Annotated in this window: 16 protein-coding genes; 7 read left to right on the forward strand and 9 right to left on the reverse strand. The window is 47.4% G+C overall.

The features are described from left to right. Nucleotides 1–49 precede the first annotated feature (49 nt). The gene (locus NYE62_RS03905) at nt 50–493 is read left to right on the forward strand and encodes a YfmQ family protein (protein WP_342497255.1); all 444 of its coding nucleotides are present in this window, start codon (nt 50–52) and stop codon (nt 491–493) included. Nucleotides 494–532: 39 nt separating this feature from the next. Here the strand turns inward: NYE62_RS03905 and NYE62_RS03910 are convergent, their stop codons facing one another. After that, entirely contained in the window at nt 533–2470 is a 1938-nt protein-coding gene (locus tag NYE62_RS03910; protein WP_062623279.1) for an LTA synthase family protein, read from the reverse strand. A gap of 246 nt (nt 2471–2716) precedes the next feature. On the opposite strand from NYE62_RS03910, the gene NYE62_RS03915 reads away from it, so the two are divergent. Then, a complete protein-coding gene (locus NYE62_RS03915) occupies nt 2717–3094 on the forward strand; it encodes a DUF1992 domain-containing protein (protein ID WP_335390462.1) in 378 nt (125 codons plus the stop codon). Nucleotides 3095–3103: 9 nt separating this feature from the next. Here the strand turns inward: NYE62_RS03915 and NYE62_RS03920 are convergent, their stop codons facing one another. Genes NYE62_RS03920 through NYE62_RS03930 form a run of 3 tightly spaced genes read right to left on the reverse strand, consistent with a single transcriptional unit; the run spans nt 3104 to nt 4068 of the window. After that, nucleotides 3104–3535 carry an Hsp20/alpha crystallin family protein gene (locus NYE62_RS03920; RefSeq protein WP_003155596.1) on the reverse strand — a complete coding sequence of 144 codons (432 nt, stop codon included), beginning with the start codon at nt 3533–3535 and terminating at the stop codon, nt 3104–3106. A 15-nt stretch (nt 3536–3550) separates the two neighbouring features. Then, complete coding sequence (locus NYE62_RS03925) at nt 3551–3793, reverse strand: spore germination protein (RefSeq protein WP_003155595.1); 243 nt, start codon at nt 3791–3793, stop codon at nt 3551–3553. Between the two features lie 14 nt (nt 3794–3807). Beyond that, a complete protein-coding gene (locus NYE62_RS03930; RefSeq protein WP_014417185.1) occupies nt 3808–4068 on the reverse strand; it encodes a spore germination protein in 261 nt (86 codons plus the stop codon). Between the two features lie 270 nt (nt 4069–4338). On the opposite strand from NYE62_RS03930, the gene treP reads away from it, so the two are divergent. The 4 genes from treP (at nt 4339) to NYE62_RS03950 (ending at nt 9051) form a co-directional block, all read left to right on the forward strand. Next, a complete protein-coding gene (treP, locus tag NYE62_RS03935; RefSeq protein ID WP_199022418.1) occupies nt 4339–5754 on the forward strand; it encodes a PTS system trehalose-specific EIIBC component in 1416 nt (471 codons plus the stop codon). A gap of 75 nt (nt 5755–5829) precedes the next feature. Then, nucleotides 5830–7515 (forward strand): alpha,alpha-phosphotrehalase, encoded by a 1686-nt coding sequence (treC, locus tag NYE62_RS03940; protein WP_199022419.1) that lies wholly within the window; start codon nt 5830–5832, stop codon nt 7513–7515. 21 nt (nt 7516–7536) lie between these two features. Beyond that, nucleotides 7537–8253, forward strand: a complete 717-nt coding sequence (gene treR / locus NYE62_RS03945; RefSeq protein WP_053573584.1) for a trehalose operon repressor — start codon at nt 7537–7539, stop codon at nt 8251–8253. A gap of 132 nt (nt 8254–8385) precedes the next feature. Then, nucleotides 8386–9051, forward strand: coding sequence for an NAD(P)H-dependent oxidoreductase (locus NYE62_RS03950; RefSeq protein ID WP_003155588.1), 666 nt, complete (start codon nt 8386–8388; stop codon nt 9049–9051). Nucleotides 9052–9086: 35 nt separating this feature from the next. On the opposite strand, the gene NYE62_RS03955 is transcribed toward NYE62_RS03950, so the two are convergent. The 3 genes from NYE62_RS03955 to NYE62_RS03965 form a co-directional block, all read right to left on the reverse strand. Further along, complete coding sequence (locus tag NYE62_RS03955; RefSeq protein WP_007408500.1) at nt 9087–9848, reverse strand: YibE/F family protein; 762 nt, start codon at nt 9846–9848, stop codon at nt 9087–9089. Continuing rightward, the gene (locus NYE62_RS03960; protein WP_020955502.1) at nt 9845–10984 is read right to left on the reverse strand and encodes a YibE/F family protein; all 1140 of its coding nucleotides are present in this window, start codon (nt 10982–10984) and stop codon (nt 9845–9847) included. Before NYE62_RS03960 ends, NYE62_RS03955 begins: the two co-directional genes overlap by 4 nt. 209 nt (nt 10985–11193) lie before the next feature. Next, nucleotides 11194–15486, reverse strand: a complete 4293-nt coding sequence (locus NYE62_RS03965; protein ID WP_342497256.1) for a multifunctional 2',3'-cyclic-nucleotide 2'-phosphodiesterase/3'-nucleotidase/5'-nucleotidase — start codon at nt 15484–15486, stop codon at nt 11194–11196. Nucleotides 15487–15706: 220 nt separating this feature from the next. Between NYE62_RS03965 and NYE62_RS03970 the strand changes: the two genes are divergently transcribed. After that, on the forward strand, nt 15707–16222 hold the full coding sequence (locus NYE62_RS03970) for a type 1 glutamine amidotransferase domain-containing protein (RefSeq protein WP_003155578.1): 516 nt from the start codon (nt 15707–15709) through the stop codon (nt 16220–16222). 20 nt (nt 16223–16242) lie between these two features. Here NYE62_RS03970 and NYE62_RS03975 read toward each other — a convergent pair whose 3' ends face one another. Both NYE62_RS03975 and NYE62_RS03980 read right to left on the reverse strand, forming a co-directional pair. Continuing rightward, nucleotides 16243–17274 (reverse strand): LacI family DNA-binding transcriptional regulator, encoded by a 1032-nt coding sequence (locus tag NYE62_RS03975; RefSeq protein ID WP_063637089.1) that lies wholly within the window; start codon nt 17272–17274, stop codon nt 16243–16245. A 134-nt stretch (nt 17275–17408) separates the two neighbouring features. Beyond that, complete coding sequence (locus NYE62_RS03980) at nt 17409–18293, reverse strand: shikimate dehydrogenase (protein WP_108725097.1); 885 nt, start codon at nt 18291–18293, stop codon at nt 17409–17411. Nucleotides 18294–18327: the final 34 nt, after the last annotated feature.

The raw sequence follows: 18327 nt of genomic DNA on the forward strand, positions 1-18327 counted from the left end.
TTTCTTCTATGTTAAGATTCATGTAGAACAAGTATGGAGATGATGTAAGGTGACATGGATTGCAGTTGTTTCAATTGTTGTCATAAGCCTGATTAAGATTGTGCTGACATGCCTTCCTACCGGAGCGGTGGAATGGATCCTCCGCAAGTTTGAAACCCATTCAAAGCTCAGTGACGCGTCCGCTGCCGTTTCCCTCGGCGGAAAACGTCTGGAAGGCGAAGACAAACGCGGGGTGATTGATGATTTTAACGAAGCCGTGTTTATCGAACGGCATTATATATACCCAGGGGATGAAGAGCGTTATCTTCATCCGCAAAACGGAGCCGATCCGCTTGTCATTAAGACGAGAAAAGGAAAAAAAGATGTGACGGTGTTTGTATACAGCTACGGAGATCATGTAGATGTCGTCAAACAGCAGAAAAAGAAAGTCGTCGCTTATTCAGTTCTTTCCGACAGCCTGCAAAAGCGCTCTATGGCCGCCGCCGGGAGCTGAACATAAAAAGCCAGATCATTGATATGATCTGGCTTTTGTTTATTCTTTTTGATCGTCTGCTGAGGAATCTTCACGCTTCGTATAATCGAATTGTGAAGGGTCCACTTTCTTAAAGCCTTTCGGCTGATAGAAACGAAGCAGATCGCCGTTGATGATCTTATCAGACATTTCAAGCTCAGTCTTGACGAGAGAGTCTTCTTTTTTGTCGACTTCTGAATCATCTAAAAGTCTTCCGGTTTTTGTATCGTAATACTTGCCGGACACTTTCGTATAGTTCGGCGAGATGAAGTCTCCGTTACGGAACGGAATGACTTCTCTGTGTTCTTTCGATAAGATATCTGAACCTGACATGAGATAATCTTTCGTATCGACGCCGAGCAGATGAAGAACGGTCGGCGCGACATCGACTTCACCGGCAAATTTGTGATTGCGGCCGCCTTTCACGCCGGGAGCGTGGATAAAGAGCGGCACCCGCTGAAGCTGGGCATTGTCGTATTCAGTGATCTCATCTTTGCCGAGCACTTTCGCCATCGCTTTATTATGGTTTTCGGAGATGCCGTAGTGGTCTCCGTACATCACGATAATCGACTTATCGTACAGGCCGTCTTTTTTCAGGTCATGAAAGAACTGTTCAATTGATTCATCCAGATAGTTCGCGGACTGGAAGTAGTTATTGACGACTGAATCGCCAAAGTCTCCCGCCGGGAAGTCCGTGTCTTCTTTATCCATTCCGAACGGGAAGTGGTTGGACAGCGTAATGAACTTCGTATAGAACGGCTGCGGCAGGCTCTTTAAGAGCGGCATGGATTCTTTGAAATACGGTTTGTCTTTCATGCCGTAGTTTTTCGTGTTTTCTTCGCTCATGTCATAATAAGCGGAATCGAAAAACTTATCGATGCCTTCCGCTTTGTACATTTCGTTACGGTTCCAGAAAGTCTGCGTATTTCCGTGGAAAGCGGCAGACGTGTACTTTTTGCCTTTTAAGATCGCAGGAACGGACTGCAGCGTGTTTTGCGCTTTATTGACGAAAACCGAACCTTGCGAAAGCGGGTACAGAGAGTTCTCCATCATAAATTCCGCATCAGATGTTTTACCTTGTCCCGTTTGGTGGAAAAAGTTATCAAAGTAGAATGTTTGATTATCGTGCGCCAGTTTGTTTAAAAACGGCGTCACTTCCTTGCCGTTAATTTTGTAATCAATGATAAAGGACTGCAGAGACTCTAATGAGACATAGATGACGTTTTTTCCTTCGGCTTTTCCGAAGTAGACGTTATTCGGCACGTCATAGTTGGCCTTCATATAGTTTTCCACATCCGTTACATCGCTTGAATCGGCAAGCGCGCGCTGGCTGTTTGATTTCACATTCTGCACGGCATCGTAAATCGTAAAGTTGTACGTGCCCAAGTATTTCACCAGATAGTTACGGTCAAATGAGCGTGTCAAAAGCTCGGGACGGTCGGATTCCGCGACGGCGAGGTTGATCAGGAACATAAGCACGGCGGAAGCCAAAACGATTCTGAATGATTTCTTCGCCGGTTTTTCAGCCGGTTTTCTCATCTTAAGGGCCAAAATAATCAAAATGACGGTATCCAGGAAGTAGAAGGCGTCTGTCCATCTCATTAACGAGAACGCGCTGTCTCCGAGCTGGCCGCCGTTTGTCTTTGCCTGCATCATGACCGGGATGGTAATGAAATCATTAAAGAATCTATAATAGACGATGTTTGCAAAAAGCAAAAAAGACAATAAAAAATGAATCACAATAATGGCTGTCTGCTGTAATTTTTTCTTGAAAAGAAGCCCAAGTCCAAGAAAGAACAAGCTGGAGCTCAGCGGATTCACAAAAAGCAATATTTTCTGGATCGTGTTGTCTATGCCGAGGTTAAAGTTTAAAATATAAGCGACATATGTTTTCACCCACAATAACACGACCGCTATCAAGAAGAAGGCAAGTCCTCTTTCTTTTATAAATGTTTTCATTGTTACACTCCTTTTTTCCGATCACGGTTTACACGGAACGATAGAAAAAACGAACGTAATCAATATACCATGAAACCAGCAAATAGAAAAGGTGGAAAAGGCTCATCGGAAAAAGGGCGAAAAACGCTGTCGCAACGGGGGTTGATCTGTTGAATGACAGCTTTAAAACATATAAATGGCACAAACTGGGCTTTGTGTTTCCCTTTAATCATACCCGGTTCTATTGAAAAAAGGAGGTGAACAGTGATGGATATCGCCCATATCGTGGCTGAATATAAAATCAAGCGCGCCATTAAGGATGGAGAGTTCGCCGGCATCAACGGAATGGGAAAGCCCCTGCCGAAAGACGATGCCGCACATCTTCCGGAGTCGCTCAGAATGGGCTACCGCATATTAAAAAACGCCGGGATCGCCGAGGATGAGGGCGCGCTGAAGAAAGAGCTGATGACGCTCGATTATTTGATCGCCAAGTGCCGCAATGAACAGGAGCGGGATCACTTGCGGAACAAACGGACGGAAAAACAAGTCAGACTCGACAAACTGACGGAGGAGAAAGCCATGTTCTCAAAACCCGCATCTTCTCATTATAAGGAGAAAGTGTACAGACGGCTGGGCCGCCCGTAAGCCGGCTCTTTAGATTTTTTTCTGAAAAGGAATGTGCTCCATAAGGCGCGGGTAGGAAATGTGGAGCAGGCCGTTTACGCACTGCGCCTGTAACAGGTGGGGCTCAGCCGGTTCAGGAAGCTCAATCGTCTCATCGATTTCCCCGTAATACCGGTTTTGGCAGACGCCCATGTTCTTTGGAAAAAGGGGTGTGATGTTTCCTCTTATATGCAGCCGTGTTCTTGACAGCAGCCTCAATGTCAATTCTTCTTCGTAAACGCCGGGCATTTCCACAATGACAAATGTGTGCTGTTCATCCTGATAAATATCATAAGTCAGGGTGTTTTTTTGTAAGGAGAAAAAATCTTCGGGAGATTTCCGTTTCAGGACATTGGTCCAAAAGTCGCTGGGCTTGTGCTCGTTCGTAATCTCAAGCCACTTTCTCATTTTTTCGATATCCACTTCGGCAGAACCTCCCTATATTTGATTTGCGATCGGCATTGACGGGTTGGCGATCTGATCCTGATCGCTCACGTCAGGGTCAAGATGGCCCGAATTCAAACATCCGGCGGCCGGCGAAAAATCCCCTAAAGAAAAGTTCGCGCCGACAAATTTGCTGTTGGCGGTGTGGCTGTTTTGCACGGTCTGACCGATATCGACGTTTCCGTTTTGCGTTGCTCCGTTTACTTTTATATTGACGACGTTAATTTGGTAAGGCATTCATAAAAACCCCTTTAATCTATAGTCGGCGGTACCGGCATAACATTTGCGGTATCTGCGGTTCCTATTTCTGTCTGGTCGTTGACATCAGGATCATTTAACAAGTTCTCCATCATCGATTCTATAGGTGACGTATCGCCGAATGAAGAGTTCAGTCCTTGTGATTTGTTATTTGTGGTGGGACTGTTGTATGCCGCTTCCCCAATCGTAATAGATCCGTTGCCAGAAATACTGTTAATCTTCAAATAGTACAGGTTGATAACAGTGGATGGCATCTCTTCACACCTCTTTAACTTAGTTGTACAGTACTGTATGCTTTTTGTGCTCCTGTTGTGAATTCCGCCCGGACATGTTCCCGATAAAACAAGAAGTCAAGGCCCGGTTCCGGCGGGGCCTTTTTTGTTTCAGGGTCTTTCGCAGTATATTTGTGATGAAAGCGCTATAAAAATAGATTGACGACATGTATATACATCATTACAATAGAGTCATAAACATGTATATACAAGTTTGTAAGACAAAATGAAAACGATTACGGAGGGGTTGGCATGGGTGAGTTTAACCGGGCTGCGCGGCAGATCGCTGAAGCTGTCGGCGGAATCGAAAATATTGAGGCGGCGACTCATTGTGTGACGCGTTTGCGGTTTGCATTAATAGATGAAACCAAAGTAAACCAAAAAATGCTTGATGCAATAGACATTGTCAAAGGATCTTTTGCGGTAAACGGGCAGTTTCAAGTCGTGATCGGGCAGGGGACGGTCAACAAAGTATATGCGGAATTAGTGAAGGAAACGGGGATTGGCGAAGCGTCCAAGGATGACGTGAAGAAGGCGGCGGCGCAAAACATGAATCCTTTACAGCGTGCTGTGAAAACGCTTGCGGACATCTTTATTCCGCTCTTGCCGGCGATCGTCACGGCCGGGCTGTTAATGGGTCTGAACAACATCTTAACGGCGGAAGGTATTTTCTACAGCACGAAATCGATTGTCCAAGTGTATCCGCAATGGGCGGATCTCGCCAATATGATTAATCTGATCGCGGGGACGGCCTTCGCTTTTCTGCCGGCTTTAATCGGCTGGTCGGCAGTGAAGCGGTTCGGAGGAAGCCCGCTCTTGGGCATCGTGCTCGGGCTGATGCTGGTGCATCCTGATCTGTTAAACGCATGGGGCTACGGGGCCGCCGAGCAGAGCGGCGATATTCCGGTGTGGAACCTGTTCGGCCTTGAGGTGCAGAAAGTCGGATATCAAGGTCAGGTGCTCCCGATTCTGCTGGCGTCTTATTTACTTGCCAGGCTTGAGCTCTTTTTGACGAAACGGACGCCGGAGGGCATTCAGCTGTTGGTCGTCGCGCCGGTGACGCTTTTGGTCATCGGTTTTCTATCCTTTGTCATCATCGGTCCGATTACCTTTGCGATCGGTAACGCGCTGACGGCGGGATTGATTGCCGTTTTCGGCCAATTCTCCGCCATCGGAGGCCTGCTGTACGGAGGGCTGTATTCGGCGCTTGTAATCACGGGGATGCATCATACGTTTCTGGCGGTCGATCTTCAATTAATCGGATCAAAGCTCGGCGGCACATTTTTATGGCCGATGCTCGCATTGTCAAATATCGCTCAAGGATCGGCGGCTTTGGCCATGATGCTGATTACAAAAGATAAAAAACAGCGGGGGCTTTCACTGACGGCCGGCATTTCCGCATATTTGGGCATTACCGAGCCGGCGATTTTCGGAGTGAATCTGCGTTACAAATTTCCGTTTGTGATCGCCATGATCAGTTCGGGAATCGCGGGGATGTTCATCTCCGTCAAAGGCGTTCTCGCAAGCTCGGTCGGAGTCGGCGGCGTGCCGGGGATCTTCTCCATTATGAGCCGGTACTGGGGTCCGTTTGCGATCGGAATGCTGATCGTGCTGATTCTCCCGTTTGCGGGAACATACGGGTATGCGCGGCTGAAACGGCAAAAATAATAAACCTGCGGGGCGCCTTCTATCAGGCTGTCCCTTTTCCCTTTCAATTCAAAACATTACAGGCGGTGAAGAAAAATGAAAACAGACAGCACACCATGGTGGAAAAAGGCAGCGGTATATCAAATTTATCCGAAGAGCTTTAATGATACGACGGGAAACGGGATCGGTGATCTGAACGGTATTATCGAGAAGCTTGATTATTTGCAGAAGCTTTTGATTGATGTCATTTGGCTTACGCCGATTTACGATTCGCCGCAGAATGACAACGGTTATGACATTCGCGATTACTGCACCGTTTATGAAGAATACGGAACGATGGAGGATTTTGAACGCCTTCTCGATGAAGCGCACAAAAGAGGAATCAAGGTCGTTATGGATCTTGTCGTCAACCATACATCAGTCGAGCATCGGTGGTTCAAAGAAGCGGTCTCGTCACCCGACAGTCCGTATCGGGATTTTTACATTTGGAAAGGTGGAAAGGAAGACGGCCGGGCGCCGAACAACTGGGAATCAAAATTCGGCGGTTCCGCTTGGGAGCTCGACCCGGCGTCAGGCCAGCACTATCTGCATTTATTTGATGTGTCGCAGGCCGATTTGAACTGGGAAAATGAAGAGATGAGAAAACAGGTTTACGACATGATGCATTTTTGGTTCCGAAAAGGAATCGACGGTTTCCGGCTGGATGTGATCAACCTCATTTCTAAAGACCAATCGTTTCCTGATGCCGAGGATGGGCGTGACGGGCGCCCTTATTATACGGACGGGCCGCGCGTGCACGAATTTCTCCATGAGATGAACCGGGAAGTGTTTTCGAAATATGACAGTATGACGGTCGGTGAAATGTCCTCGACAACGGCTGACCACTGCATCCGGTACACAAACCCTGAGAATAAAGAACTCGATATGACTTTTAACTTTCACCATTTAAAAGTGGATTATCCGAATGGTGAAAAATGGGCGCTCGCTCCGTTTGATTTTCTGAAGCTGAAACGGATTTTAGCGTTTTGGCAGACGGAGATACAAAAAGGCGGAGGCTGGAACGCATTATTCTGGTGCAACCATGACCAGCCGCGGGCCGTATCCAGATACGGAGACGACGGCGTATACCGGACGAAATCAGCCAAAATGCTGGCGGCGGCCATTCATATGATGCAGGGCACGCCTTACATTTATCAAGGTGAAGAGATCGGCATGGGCAATCCGAAATTCGATGACATCGGCTCATACCGCGATGTCGAATCATTGAATATTTACAAAAAGATGAAGGAAGAAGGCGTGCCCGAAAAAGACATTATCGCCATTTTAAAAGAGAAATCAAGAGACAATGCAAGAACCCCCATTCAGTGGAACAGCGGGCCGCACGGCGGTTTCACGACAGGCACGCCTTGGATTCCGGCGGCGGATGATTATCGGGACGTTAACGCGGAAGCGGCTTTGCGGGACCCGGATTCAATTTTCTATCATTATCAGAAGCTCATCATGCTCAGAAAGGAATATGACATCGTGACTGAAGGAACGTTTGAGCTGCTTGCTGAAGACGATCCGGCGGTTCTGGCGTACGTCAGACACGGCAAGGATGAAAAACTGCTGTGCATCAACAACTTCTACGGGAAAGAAGCGGACTTTACGGTTCCGCTTAAAGACACGGACGGCTGGCGGTTTACGGTGCTGCTGACGAATGATGAACCGAGGGAAGGGCGGCCGGAACGATTGACGCTCCGTCCGTATGAATCGATCGTTTATCATCTGACAAAAGCGTGATACACTAATCTGGGTGGTCAAATGAAAGTGAATAAATACATCACAATCTATAAAGATATGGTGCGGCAGATCGAAAGCGGCCAGCGGAAGGCTGAAGACGTTCTTCCGTCTGAAAATGATTTGTGCGATCAATACGGCACATCACGAGAAACCGTCCGCAAAGCGCTCAATATGCTGGCGCAAAACGGCTACATCCAGAAAATCAAAGGCAAAGGCTCCGTCATATTAGACAGAGAAAAAATGCGTTTTCCCGTCTCAGGCCTGATCAGCTTCAAAGAGCTTTCGGAAACGCTCGGAAAAGAGACGAGAACGACGGTTCACCGTCTCGGGCTGATCCTGCCTCCCTCAGAAGCCGCAAAAGAGCTTGGTACAGAAGCGGATGAAAAGGTGTGGGAAGTCGTCAGATCAAGACGGATTGACGGAGAACAAATTATTTTGGACAAGGATTACTTTGTAAAAAAACATGTGCCTCTATTGACGAAGGCGATTTGTGAAGATTCGATCTATGAGTATCTCGAAGGAGAGCTCGGCCTGTCCATCAGCTACGCGCAAAAGGAAATTGTCGTGGAGCCGGCGGGGGAAGAGGACCGGAAGTATTTGGATCTCGGCGGATTCAGCCATATGGCGGTCGTGAAAAACCGCGTCTTTTTGGACGATACCAGCCTCTTTCAGTACACGGAAAGCCGGCACAGGCTCGATAAATTCCGTTTCGTCGACTTTGCGAGAAGAGAAAAATAAAAACGGACTGCCGCGGCAGCCCGTTTTTTTGTCAGTATCAAAATGAATACTATCCAACAAAAATGTGCGTACTGGTACTTTCAAAAATAATGGCTACAATAGTACATAACGATTGAAAAGGAGAGATCATGAATGTCAGATAAAAAACAGCAGATCATCGAAGCGTATCAATTCAGACACGCCACAAAGGAATTTGATCCTGAGAAAAAAATTTCAGAAAGCGATTTTGAATTCATTTTAGAAACGGGAAGATTATCCCCAAGCTCACTCGGTTTGGAGCCTTGGAAATTTGTCGTCGTTCAAAATCCGGAGCTTCGTGAAAAACTCCGCGAGTTCACATGGGGCGCGCAAAAGCAGCTGCCGACCGCAAGCCATTTCGTACTTCTGCTTGCCCGGACGGCAAAGGATATCCGTTTTGACGCCGACTATGTCAAAAACCACTTGCGGGAAGTCAAAAAAATGCCGGAAGATATGTATGAAGGCTATATCAGCAAAACGGAAGACTTTCAGAAAAATGATTTCAATCTGCTTGAATCAGATCGCGCGCTGTTTGACTGGGCATCCAAACAGACATACATCGCTCTCGGCAATATGATGACAGCCGCTGCGCAGATCGGAATCGACTCCTGCCCTGTAGAAGGCTTCAACTACAAAGAAATTCACCGGATTCTTGAAGAAGAAGGGCTTCTGGAAAACGGAAGTTTCGACATCTCTGTTATGGCCGCATTCGGCTACCGTGTCAGAGAACCGCGCCCGAAAACAAGATCTGCCTCAAAAGACGTTGTAAAGTGGGTATAAGATAAAAAAGGCTGCCGGGCGTGTCTCGGCAGCTTTTAACGTTTATTTGGTTTTGCTAAAAAACAGGCGGTAATCCAGGACGTAACGGGAATGATGATGCCGATCCCGATTCCGGCACAAAGAATGGTGACGGCTTCCGCACTGAATACTTTTGAGTTCACTATTTTTTCAGCTGAGTATGATAAGTCTTTAAACCAGATAATTAAAGCCAAATAGCTGCCGAAAAAAGCAAAGAATAACGTATTCGTATTCGTTCCTAAAATATCTCTCCCGATGCTTAAACCGAATGTGTACAGATCTTTTCTGCTCATGGACGGATTATGACTGTAAATTTCCCGCATGGGTGAAGTAATGGAAATCGCGACATCGGTAATCGCCCCTATCGTGCCCATGATGATCATGGCTGCGGTAACCTTCACAAAATCCACCCCGACAAACAGTGTGAATATGCCGATATCACCCAATTCTTCTTCACCGAATCCCTGAATCGAAGTATGTTTTGTTACAGACATAATAAAAAACAGCAGCAGTACAATCGTCAGCATTGCAGAAATAAAGGCGGTTACGGTTTTGACGTTTCCTCCATTAATATAAAAAAGAGTAATGCTGCAAATCACGGCGGAAGAGAGCAATGTTAAAACAATCGGATTGATATGCGGGTCTGTCATGAAAATGATGGTGAGAAAGAGAACACCGAAATTTAAGAATAACGCAATAAAAGACCTCGCTCCTTTTTTTCCGCCGATGATGACCATCAATAGAAATAAAATCGCCGCGAGAATTACGATGACATTCATGAGCTTGCCTTCTTTCGTTTAATAAAAAAGATAGAAGCATACAGACTGGCGGGTATGGCTAATACGATTCCGATCCCTCCGGCCAATGCTCTGGCTATTTCCAAGGAAATGTTCATAGAAAGAGTGAATCCTATCGGGGAATCATTTTTCAAATACAACAGCATCATCGGAATAGAGCCGCTTATATAAGCAAAAAACAGAATGTTGGTCATCGCCCCCATGATGTCTTTTCCGATCTCCATCCCGGAACGTCTGAGAGCTTGTAATGAGATACCCTTGTTTTCTTCATATAATCCGAAGACAGATGACGTCATGGTAATGGCTACATCCATGACCGCTCCCAGTGATCCGATAAATACCCCGGCCATGAACACCGTGTGATAAGGGCGGGTTAAATACTGCATTTCCTCATATCTGAGACCTTTCTCTCCGGTTGCCAGCATCACCAGATACGTAATCAGCAGGGAAACGAAAGTGCCTGCGAGCGTCGCGGCAATGGCAGCGTATGTTTTCGCGTGAAAACCGCTGACAAGCAGCAATGAGATGACAGTAAAGATGAGAATACAGATACCGCAGATGAAAATTAACCCTATATTAGGATGCTTCCTGTACAAATCTAATGCAAACGACAGTAAAACGGCGTTAAATATCAGGCTGACGATCGAAAAGAAGCCTTGTTTTTTGCCGACGATAAGCAAGGTGAAGATGAAAACCCAAGCGATCAGCAAAAGCTGCTTATCCCGTTTTTTATCTATAATGCTTCCCGATATATCCTTGTTTGATGGTTTCCCTTTATCAATAGAAACGAATACTTCATCGCCAATCGAATATTTCTGATCATTCGCTCCGGATGATGAATACTGATTGGACAAATGAATGAGCTGTCCTTTCTGACTGCCGTTTTCAAGTCTGGCTGTGATCGTCTGATTGAAAATCTTATCTTTGTTTTTATGCATGTCCTGTACGTCAGACTGATGTTCCAATGTTGTTTTCGTCACTTTGGCAATCGGCCGCTCATAAAAAGAAGCGTTGTGAGTGACGAAAATGAGCGAGCTGATAAAACAGAGCGCTGTTATCACGTAAAACAGCTTTTTCTTGTAAGACATGCGGTTTCGTTTGTGTCCTGTTATCTTCAAAAAAAGTCCTCCAAACAGGCGGCGCCGTATGAAAGAGAGGCCCTGCCGTGAAGTGTTAAACGATGCGGATGCAGTCTTTCGCGAATAACGGTCATATTTTATCACTCGGCCGTACGGCTGTCGACTCAGAGGGGGACCGAGAGAAAAAGCTCCCCTGAAATCAGATCAGGAGAGCTCTTGGGATGAACCGCCCGATAAAAGCGGTCTTTTTATGCTTCGTTCACTTTTTTTGCTTTTCTTCTTTGATACAGATACAGTGCGGTTCCGAGCGCGCTGATGAGAAACCCGGCAAGAAGGATGGAATACATCGTTGTGGCCGTATCAGGAAGCAGGCCGCCCGGCGATACTCCGTCCTGTGCAGGGCCGGATGACGGTTTTTGTCCGTTTGGCTGCTTTCCGGAGCCGTGGTCTCCGCTTGTCGGCGGCGCGCTCTTCGTGTTTGCGTTTAATATGGTGTATTCACTGAAATGATTTGTATAGCCCGTGACGAGATCGTGTGAAACCGAACCGTTGTCTGTTTTTGTATAGACGTTCTTTTTCCGGTCTACATGGTAAATGCCCGGCTGTTTCGCCTTTTTCGTATTCTCAATGCGCAGGGTGAGCTTTACCGGCGCTTTGAATGTTTTGATGTCTTTGTTTTTCTGCTTCATTGTAAAGTCGTATACATTTGAAAGCGCCCCGCTTACTTTTCCTTTCGGCGTCACGCCGAATCGTGTATCAGCTGAAGCAGCGTTTGCCATCGGCATTTTCATGCTGAACTTGTCATGCAGGATCGTAAGGGAAGAATCCGATGTTCTGTCCTTTAACAGGCCGATTTGTTTTTTGGTCACGCTGAGATCAATCGGCTTTTTGGCGCCGTCATTCTTATCGTAATACACGATCGGCGTGTTGGCGTTTTTGGCATAAACGGCAAATGCGCTGTCATCTTCAAGCGTCCACGAACCGTTTTTTTGTTTCGTCGGCAGATACACTTCCTGCGCGCGGCCGTCAACTTTCGGTTCCACCGCTTTTCCCGCTTTTTCAAGCTGCTCGGTGAAGACCTCATAGTCGACAAAGCCAAGGTCTTCTTTATGGGACGCTTCGTTAAAGACGGAATATCCGTCTCCGCCTTCACCGACAAAGTTACTGGTGGCGACTCTGTATGTCTTCTTATCAGAAATCGGCTTTACGCTGCCGTCATCCTGTACGGCCGCAGCTTGAAGAACGCGGTGTCCCGGCTTTTTATTCAGTGTAAACGTGTATGTTAAACCGGCAACTTGAGGGAAGGCGCCGCCTTGAGCCTCAATTCCGCTTAACCCTTGTTCCAAGGCTTGTTTGATCTGTTTTCCGGTTAAATCCGCGACGTAAAGCGTGTTGCCGAACGGCATCACATTCAGCACATCGCCGAGTGTGATGTCTCCTTTATCAATGCCCGCGCGGATGCCGCCCCCGTTTGTGATCGCGATTTGGGCGCCGGCCGCTTCCTTCGCTTTTTGCAGCATGCCGTCTGCGATGAAGTTTCCGAGATTGGTTTCTTTGGAGCGGACATGCTCGCGCTGGCCGTCAAGTGCGACCTTTGTTGAGCCGACTTTTTCATTTTTGACTGAGACGAGCTCTTTTTTAAACGGATCAAGCTCTTTTTTCAGATCCGGGTCTTCTTTCGTCTGCTCGTTCACCGGCAGCGCCTGAAGAGAGGATTGTTCCGGCAGGACGATGCCGTTTTTGTCAAATGCGACATCGACACGGCCTAAATATTCGCCATATTCTTTTGCCTGGGCGACGATGGTCGGCTCTTCGTTTTTGACAACTTCCATTTTATCTACAAGCGTATGCGTATGTCCGCCGACGATCAAGTCGATGCCTTTTACCTTTTTGGCAAGATCGAGATCACGCTGATGCCCGATATGGGTCAGGGCAATAATTTTATTGACATGTTCCTTGTTCTGTATTTCTTTTACCGTATCTTGTGCGGATTGGAAGGCATCATGAAAGACAATGCTTTTTCCCGGGCTTGATGTGACGGACGTATCTTCTGTCGTTAAGCCGAATACGGCGACTTTTTCTCCGTTTACATCAAGCAGAATGTATGGATAGATGCCTGCTTTTTTCTTTTTCCCTGCCGTAAATGTGTCTGCTTTTTTCATGAATGGTCTGAGTTTTGACTCTTTGGACACATCGACATTTGAGCTGACGAGCGGAAAGTCAGGCGCTTGAAAATTGTATTTTCCGGACGGGTCAGCCGCGCTTCCGTTCCCGCTCAGGAAGCTGGCGAGAGCACCCGGGCCTTTATCAAACTCATGATTTCCGAAAGTCATTGCGTCGTAACCCATGCTGTTCATCAATTTTAAATCAGCCAGCCCCTGCCACTTTGTGAAATAGAGATCGCCTGAGAAAACGTCTCCCGCATCCAGCAAAATGCTGCGGTCGGTTTCGCTTCTGATTTCTTTGATTTTCGTCATCCGCCTCGCCGCGTTATCAAGGTGGGCGTGCGTGTCGTTTGTATGCATAACGGTGAGTTTCCATGCGTCATCTTTCGGCGGATCTGTGCCCGGTTCATCATCTTTGAATTGGAGCTTGTACTGTCCGTAGCCCGCGTTTTGTGATTCACCGATATAGGCGACGTCATCTGCGCGGTCGGCAAACGGCTTTGCGGCCAAGGAAGATTCAAATGTCAGGTTTGTCCCTTTGACCGGAAGGATGGACCAGTTATGATCAGCCTGCGGATTAATCGTTTTCTGCTGGATGATGTAATCCATTAAGACCTGCCTGTTCTCATCGGCAGAAGAGTATACGATTTTATCATTGCTTAAGTGAGGGAATCCTCCGCCGCCTGAAGCGCGGTAATTATTTGTGACGATCAGAAATTCCTGCTTGGCGCTGACGGGCTTTCCTTGATAAGAAAGGTTGACGATCCGGCTTGCATCGGGATGAATGACTGTTCCGTTTTCGTTGTATTTCGCCGGTTTTGTGACATCGACCTGATAGGTGACACCGTCAATGACATCAAAATTGTATGAGCGGTAGGCGTCATTTAAAAGCGCTTGGCTGCCGCCTTTTGCCTGATCGATCTGATTAAATTGCCCCGCGGACATTTCGAGCCAGTCCTTCACTTCGCTTCCGTTCAGCTTGACGATCTGAACCGTGTTGTCATACAGGTACAAATCGCCGATATTTTTGATGGCGAGGTCGCCAGCGGAAATGTTTGTATAGTAGTTTGAGCCGTTCCGCCCGCCGGCTTTAAACGGGGCGCCCGCCGAGAGGATAGGCAGATCTTTGTATTCCGTATCCTTCATCTTATTTTCGGCGTACCATTTTTGCGCATCCGTTACGATTTGAATGGACGGATCATCTTTGACTTGGGCGAAGAAACTGTTGATATCGGCTTTTGTCTGGCCGACGGGTTCTCTGATGTATTTCAATGTGCCTTCGTGCGCTTTTTTGACGGTATTGACGACGGTTTCGTTTTCCGACGTCACATTGCCGGCAATCGGCTCGATGCTGCCTTTTGCATCTTCCACATGCCACGCGCTGTCTGTTTTTTCAAGCCGGAGGTCGATGACGCCCGCATATTTGCCCCAGCTGCTTGACATGACAACGGGGATGCCGTTAATCGTGCCTTTATCGACGTCAAATTGATCAGCGCCTTTGTATTCGGCATCAGGGAAAAGCCCGTGCTGATGGCCGGATACGATCGCATCAATTCCGCTGACTTTCGTTGCCAGGTCAAAAACGGCGTTTTCCGCTCCGGAAGACTGCGCTTTTTTTTCGATGCCGCTGTGGGCGAGGGCGATGACGATATCGGCTCCTTCAGCTTTCATTTTCGGAACGGTTTTCTTTGCGGATTCCACAATGTCTTCGACCTGAAGGCGGCCTTCGAGATTTTTCTTATCCCACGTCATGATCTGGGGAGGAACAAATCCGATGTAGCCGACTTTTATCTGATGCTTGCCGCCGTTTTCATCCGTGACGGTTTTGTCTTTTATGACATAAGGCGTATAACGGTTTTCGCCGCTTAATGTTTTCACATTGGCGTTAACGATCGGATAATCAGCGCCTTTGATTGTCCCGTCCAGAAATTCAAGCCCGTAATTAAATTCATGATTGCCGAGTGTTCCTGCGTCATAATGCAGACTGTTCATCACTTCAATGATCGGATGGGTCTTTGCGCCTGAAATAATATCATTTTTCTCATATTTTACGGCGTATTCTCCGAGGGGATTCCCCTGAATCAGGTCTCCGTTATCGACAAGCAGCGTATTCGGGTTTTCGCGCCTGTGCTTCTCAATAAGCTGAGCCGTTCGGGCCAGCCCGAATTCCGTTGTCGGTTTGTCGCTGTAGTAATCGTAGTCCATCATGTTAGCGTGAACGTCAGTTGTGGCTAAAATGCTGAGATTCACACTGGAGGATTTGTTTTCTTCTGCTTTAATGGGTGATGTTGGGAGGATTAGACTAAGTATCATAACTAGGGGCAGCAGAATACGGAGTGTCATATTGACGCTGCATCGTCTTTTCTGTATTCTCACCTGTTCTCCACCTTTCAACAAATTTTGTCATGCAGTACCATTGTAAGAATATTTTGTGAAAGTTCATATAGATTTCATGATGATTCTTGTAAAAAGATGAAAAATGAGGATAATGACCTATGTGAAACGGATGAGCGGCAAACGCGTTACCTATGTTTGATGTTAGTGTGGCTGGGGTACATGGATTTATGTAGACTTCATCAAGCAGGAGGTAGTAACTATGGGTAAAAAAATTGCAGTTGTATTAACCGATTATTTTGAGGATGTCGAGTATACTGAACCTGCGAAAGCTTTTAAAGATGCGGGTCATGAATTAACCGTAATTGAACAGGAAAAAGGAAAAACAGTCAAAGGCAAACAAGGGGAAGCGGAAGTGAAAGTAGACGCGTCCATCGATGATGTAAATCCGAAAGACTTTGACGCATTGCTGATCCCGGGCGGATTCTCTCCTGACATGCTGCGTGCGGATGACCGTTTCGTCCAATTTGCCAAAGCGTTTATGGATGATAAAAAACCGGTGTTCGCCATCTGCCACGGACCTCAGCTTCTCATCAACGCGAAAGCATTGGACGGGCGCAAAGCGACAGGGTTTACATCAATCCGAATCGACATGGAAAACGCGGGCGCGAATGTTGTGGATGAAGAAGTCGTCGTCTGCCAGAACCAGCTGGTCACAAGCCGCACACCGGATGACATACCGGCATTCAACCGCGAATCATTAAAACTGCTTGCGTAATATAAAAGCGGAGCGCCGTATCAGGCGTTCCGCTTTTTTTGTGAAGATTCCCGGATAACCAGCTCAGGCGCCAGAATAATGCGTTGTTTTTTGTGCTGGGAACTGGTGATTTTATGATGCAGCAATTGAGCCGCTTCTTTTCCCGACTGCCGCGGAAAGGAAGAAACGGTTGTAAGCGGGGGATAAGAAATTTCAGCTTCCGGCACGTTATCAAAGCCGACAATGTCAATATCTTCGCCCGGAATGAGCCCGGCTTTTCTGATCCCTTGCATGACGCCGAACGCGACCAAATCACTGAAGCAGAAAATCGCGGTCGGGCGCTCAGACCGGCGGAGGAGCTCCGTCACGGCTTCACAGCCTGCTTCGCGGGTCGGCGCGCTGTCAATGACATATTCATTTTTCACTTCCAGATCCGCTTCACGGAGCGCTTTTTTAAACCCTTTCATGCGCTTCGTCCATGTTGACGAGTGCTTCACGCCGCCCAGAAACGCAATCTCCTGATGGCCTTTCTCAATGAAATGACGCACTGCCTTATAGGTGCCTTCCTCATAATCGGCTCCGACAAAATCACAGTCGGCATCGGCAATCTCCCTGACGGCGAGCACGACCGGAATGTCAAGCTGCTCAAGGCGGGAAAGGGTTTCCTCAGCCGTACCTGAAACCGGACATAAAATCAATCCGCCGACCCTGTGCTCCAGCATGGTCGAGATCAGCTGCTCCTGCTTCGCGACGGAATCAAATGTCGTGCCTAACAGCACCGTTAATCCGACTTCCTCAAGCGTATTCTGAACGCCGATCAGAAACTCTGAGAAAAACGTATTGGAAATGTCAGTAATAATCAATCCTACCGTTGTGGACGTCTGTGATCGCAAATTCGCGGCGACCCGATCATATACGTACCCCAGCTCCCGCATGGATTGCAGCACTTTCTCACGGGTCGCTTCGGAAATTCGCGGGTTATTGCGGACGATTAATGAAGCGGTGGATGTTGAGACGCCGGCATGTTCAGCGACCTGCTGCAATGTCACCCGGCGTTTTTTTTGCTGTTTCATACGTCGCATTCCTCACTTGGTTTTATTCGTTACATCCATTATAAGCGTTTTGGCGGCTGAGAAGAAAGAGAGAGGGGAGAAAATGATAAAGCGCCGGAAGACGGATTGTCCTTCGGCGCTTCTGTCACAATAGGTTATTCAAACATTTGCTCTTTAATATACTGAACCGGCATTTCACGGCCTGTCCAATATTCAAACGCCATGGCGCCCTGCCAAAGCATCATGCCGAGGCCGTTAATGGTGTTGCAGCCGGCCGCTTGAGCTTGTTCAAGCAATTTCGACGTAACGGGGTTGTAAACGACGTCTGTCACAATCAAATCAGGACGGAGCATGGATGTATCTTCAATGACGCTCAAGCCTTCAAGCGGTTTCATGCCGACACCCGTTCCGTTTGTGAAAATATCGCTTGAAGCGATTTCAGCACGCAGCGCATCTTGATCTTCGAGCGGGAAGACTTTCGCTTTGCACGAAGATCCCTTCATTTCTTCATTGATGATGCGGACGTTTTCTTCCGCTTTTTCGAAAAACGCGTCATTGCGGGCGAAAATAGAGATTTCTCCGAGGCCTTCCAATGCGGATTGAATCGCTATCGGAGTGGCAGCCCCGCCGGAACCGATCAGCGTCATTTTTTTGCCCGTGATATCGATGCCGTGTTCTTTTAAGTTGCGGACGTATCCCATACCGTCAGTGGAGTGTCCGATCAGTCTGCCGTTTTCATTAACGACTGTATTCACCGCGCCGGTGAATTTCGCTGAATCCGCGAGTTCATCGAGGTAAGGGAGAATGTTCATCTTGTTCGGCATCGAGACATTGAAGCCTCTGACGTTTAAGGCGCGCATTCCCGTTACCACATCTTCCAGCTGTTCATTGCCGACTTCAAACGCGAGGTACGCGTAGTTCAATCCTAATTTTTTAAACGCCAGGTTGTGCATCGCCGGAGATAAAGAGTGTCCGATCGGTGTTGCGAATAATCCGATAAGCTGAGTTTTTCCGTTAATCCGTCCTAAATCTTTCTTCATGATGTATTCCTCCGTTAGTCCATTCATTTGTTTT

The sequence above is a fragment of the Bacillus sp. FSL K6-2861 genome, assembly GCF_038630725.1.
Taxonomy (GTDB): domain Bacteria; phylum Bacillota; class Bacilli; order Bacillales; family Bacillaceae; genus Bacillus; species Bacillus velezensis.

Bases quoted from the DNA above. Each gene is read 5' to 3' on its own strand.
- NYE62_RS03910 (WP_062623279.1), bottom strand. From the start codon at position 2,470: ATGAAAACATTTATAAAAGAAAGAGGACTTGCCTTCTTCTTGATAGCG.
- NYE62_RS03915 (WP_335390462.1), top strand. From the start codon at position 2,717: ATGGATATCGCCCATATCGTGGCTGAATATAAAATCAAGCGCGCCATT.
- NYE62_RS03925 (WP_003155595.1), bottom strand. From the start codon at position 3,793: ATGCCTTACCAAATTAACGTCGTCAATATAAAAGTAAACGGAGCAACG.
- NYE62_RS03930 (WP_014417185.1), bottom strand. From the start codon at position 4,068: ATGCCATCCACTGTTATCAACCTGTACTATTTGAAGATTAACAGTATT.
- treP (WP_199022418.1), top strand. From the start codon at position 4,339: ATGGGTGAGTTTAACCGGGCTGCGCGGCAGATCGCTGAAGCTGTCGGC.
- treC (WP_199022419.1), top strand. From the start codon at position 5,830: ATGAAAACAGACAGCACACCATGGTGGAAAAAGGCAGCGGTATATCAA.
- treR (WP_053573584.1), top strand. From the start codon at position 7,537: ATGAAAGTGAATAAATACATCACAATCTATAAAGATATGGTGCGGCAG.
- NYE62_RS03950 (WP_003155588.1), top strand. From the start codon at position 8,386: ATGTCAGATAAAAAACAGCAGATCATCGAAGCGTATCAATTCAGACAC.
- NYE62_RS03955 (WP_007408500.1), bottom strand. From the start codon at position 9,848: ATGAATGTCATCGTAATTCTCGCGGCGATTTTATTTCTATTGATGGTC.
- NYE62_RS03970 (WP_003155578.1), top strand. From the start codon at position 15,707: ATGGGTAAAAAAATTGCAGTTGTATTAACCGATTATTTTGAGGATGTC.
- NYE62_RS03975 (WP_063637089.1), bottom strand. From the start codon at position 17,274: ATGAAACAGCAAAAAAAACGCCGGGTGACATTGCAGCAGGTCGCTGAA.
- NYE62_RS03980 (WP_108725097.1), bottom strand. From the start codon at position 18,293: ATGAAGAAAGATTTAGGACGGATTAACGGAAAAACTCAGCTTATCGGA.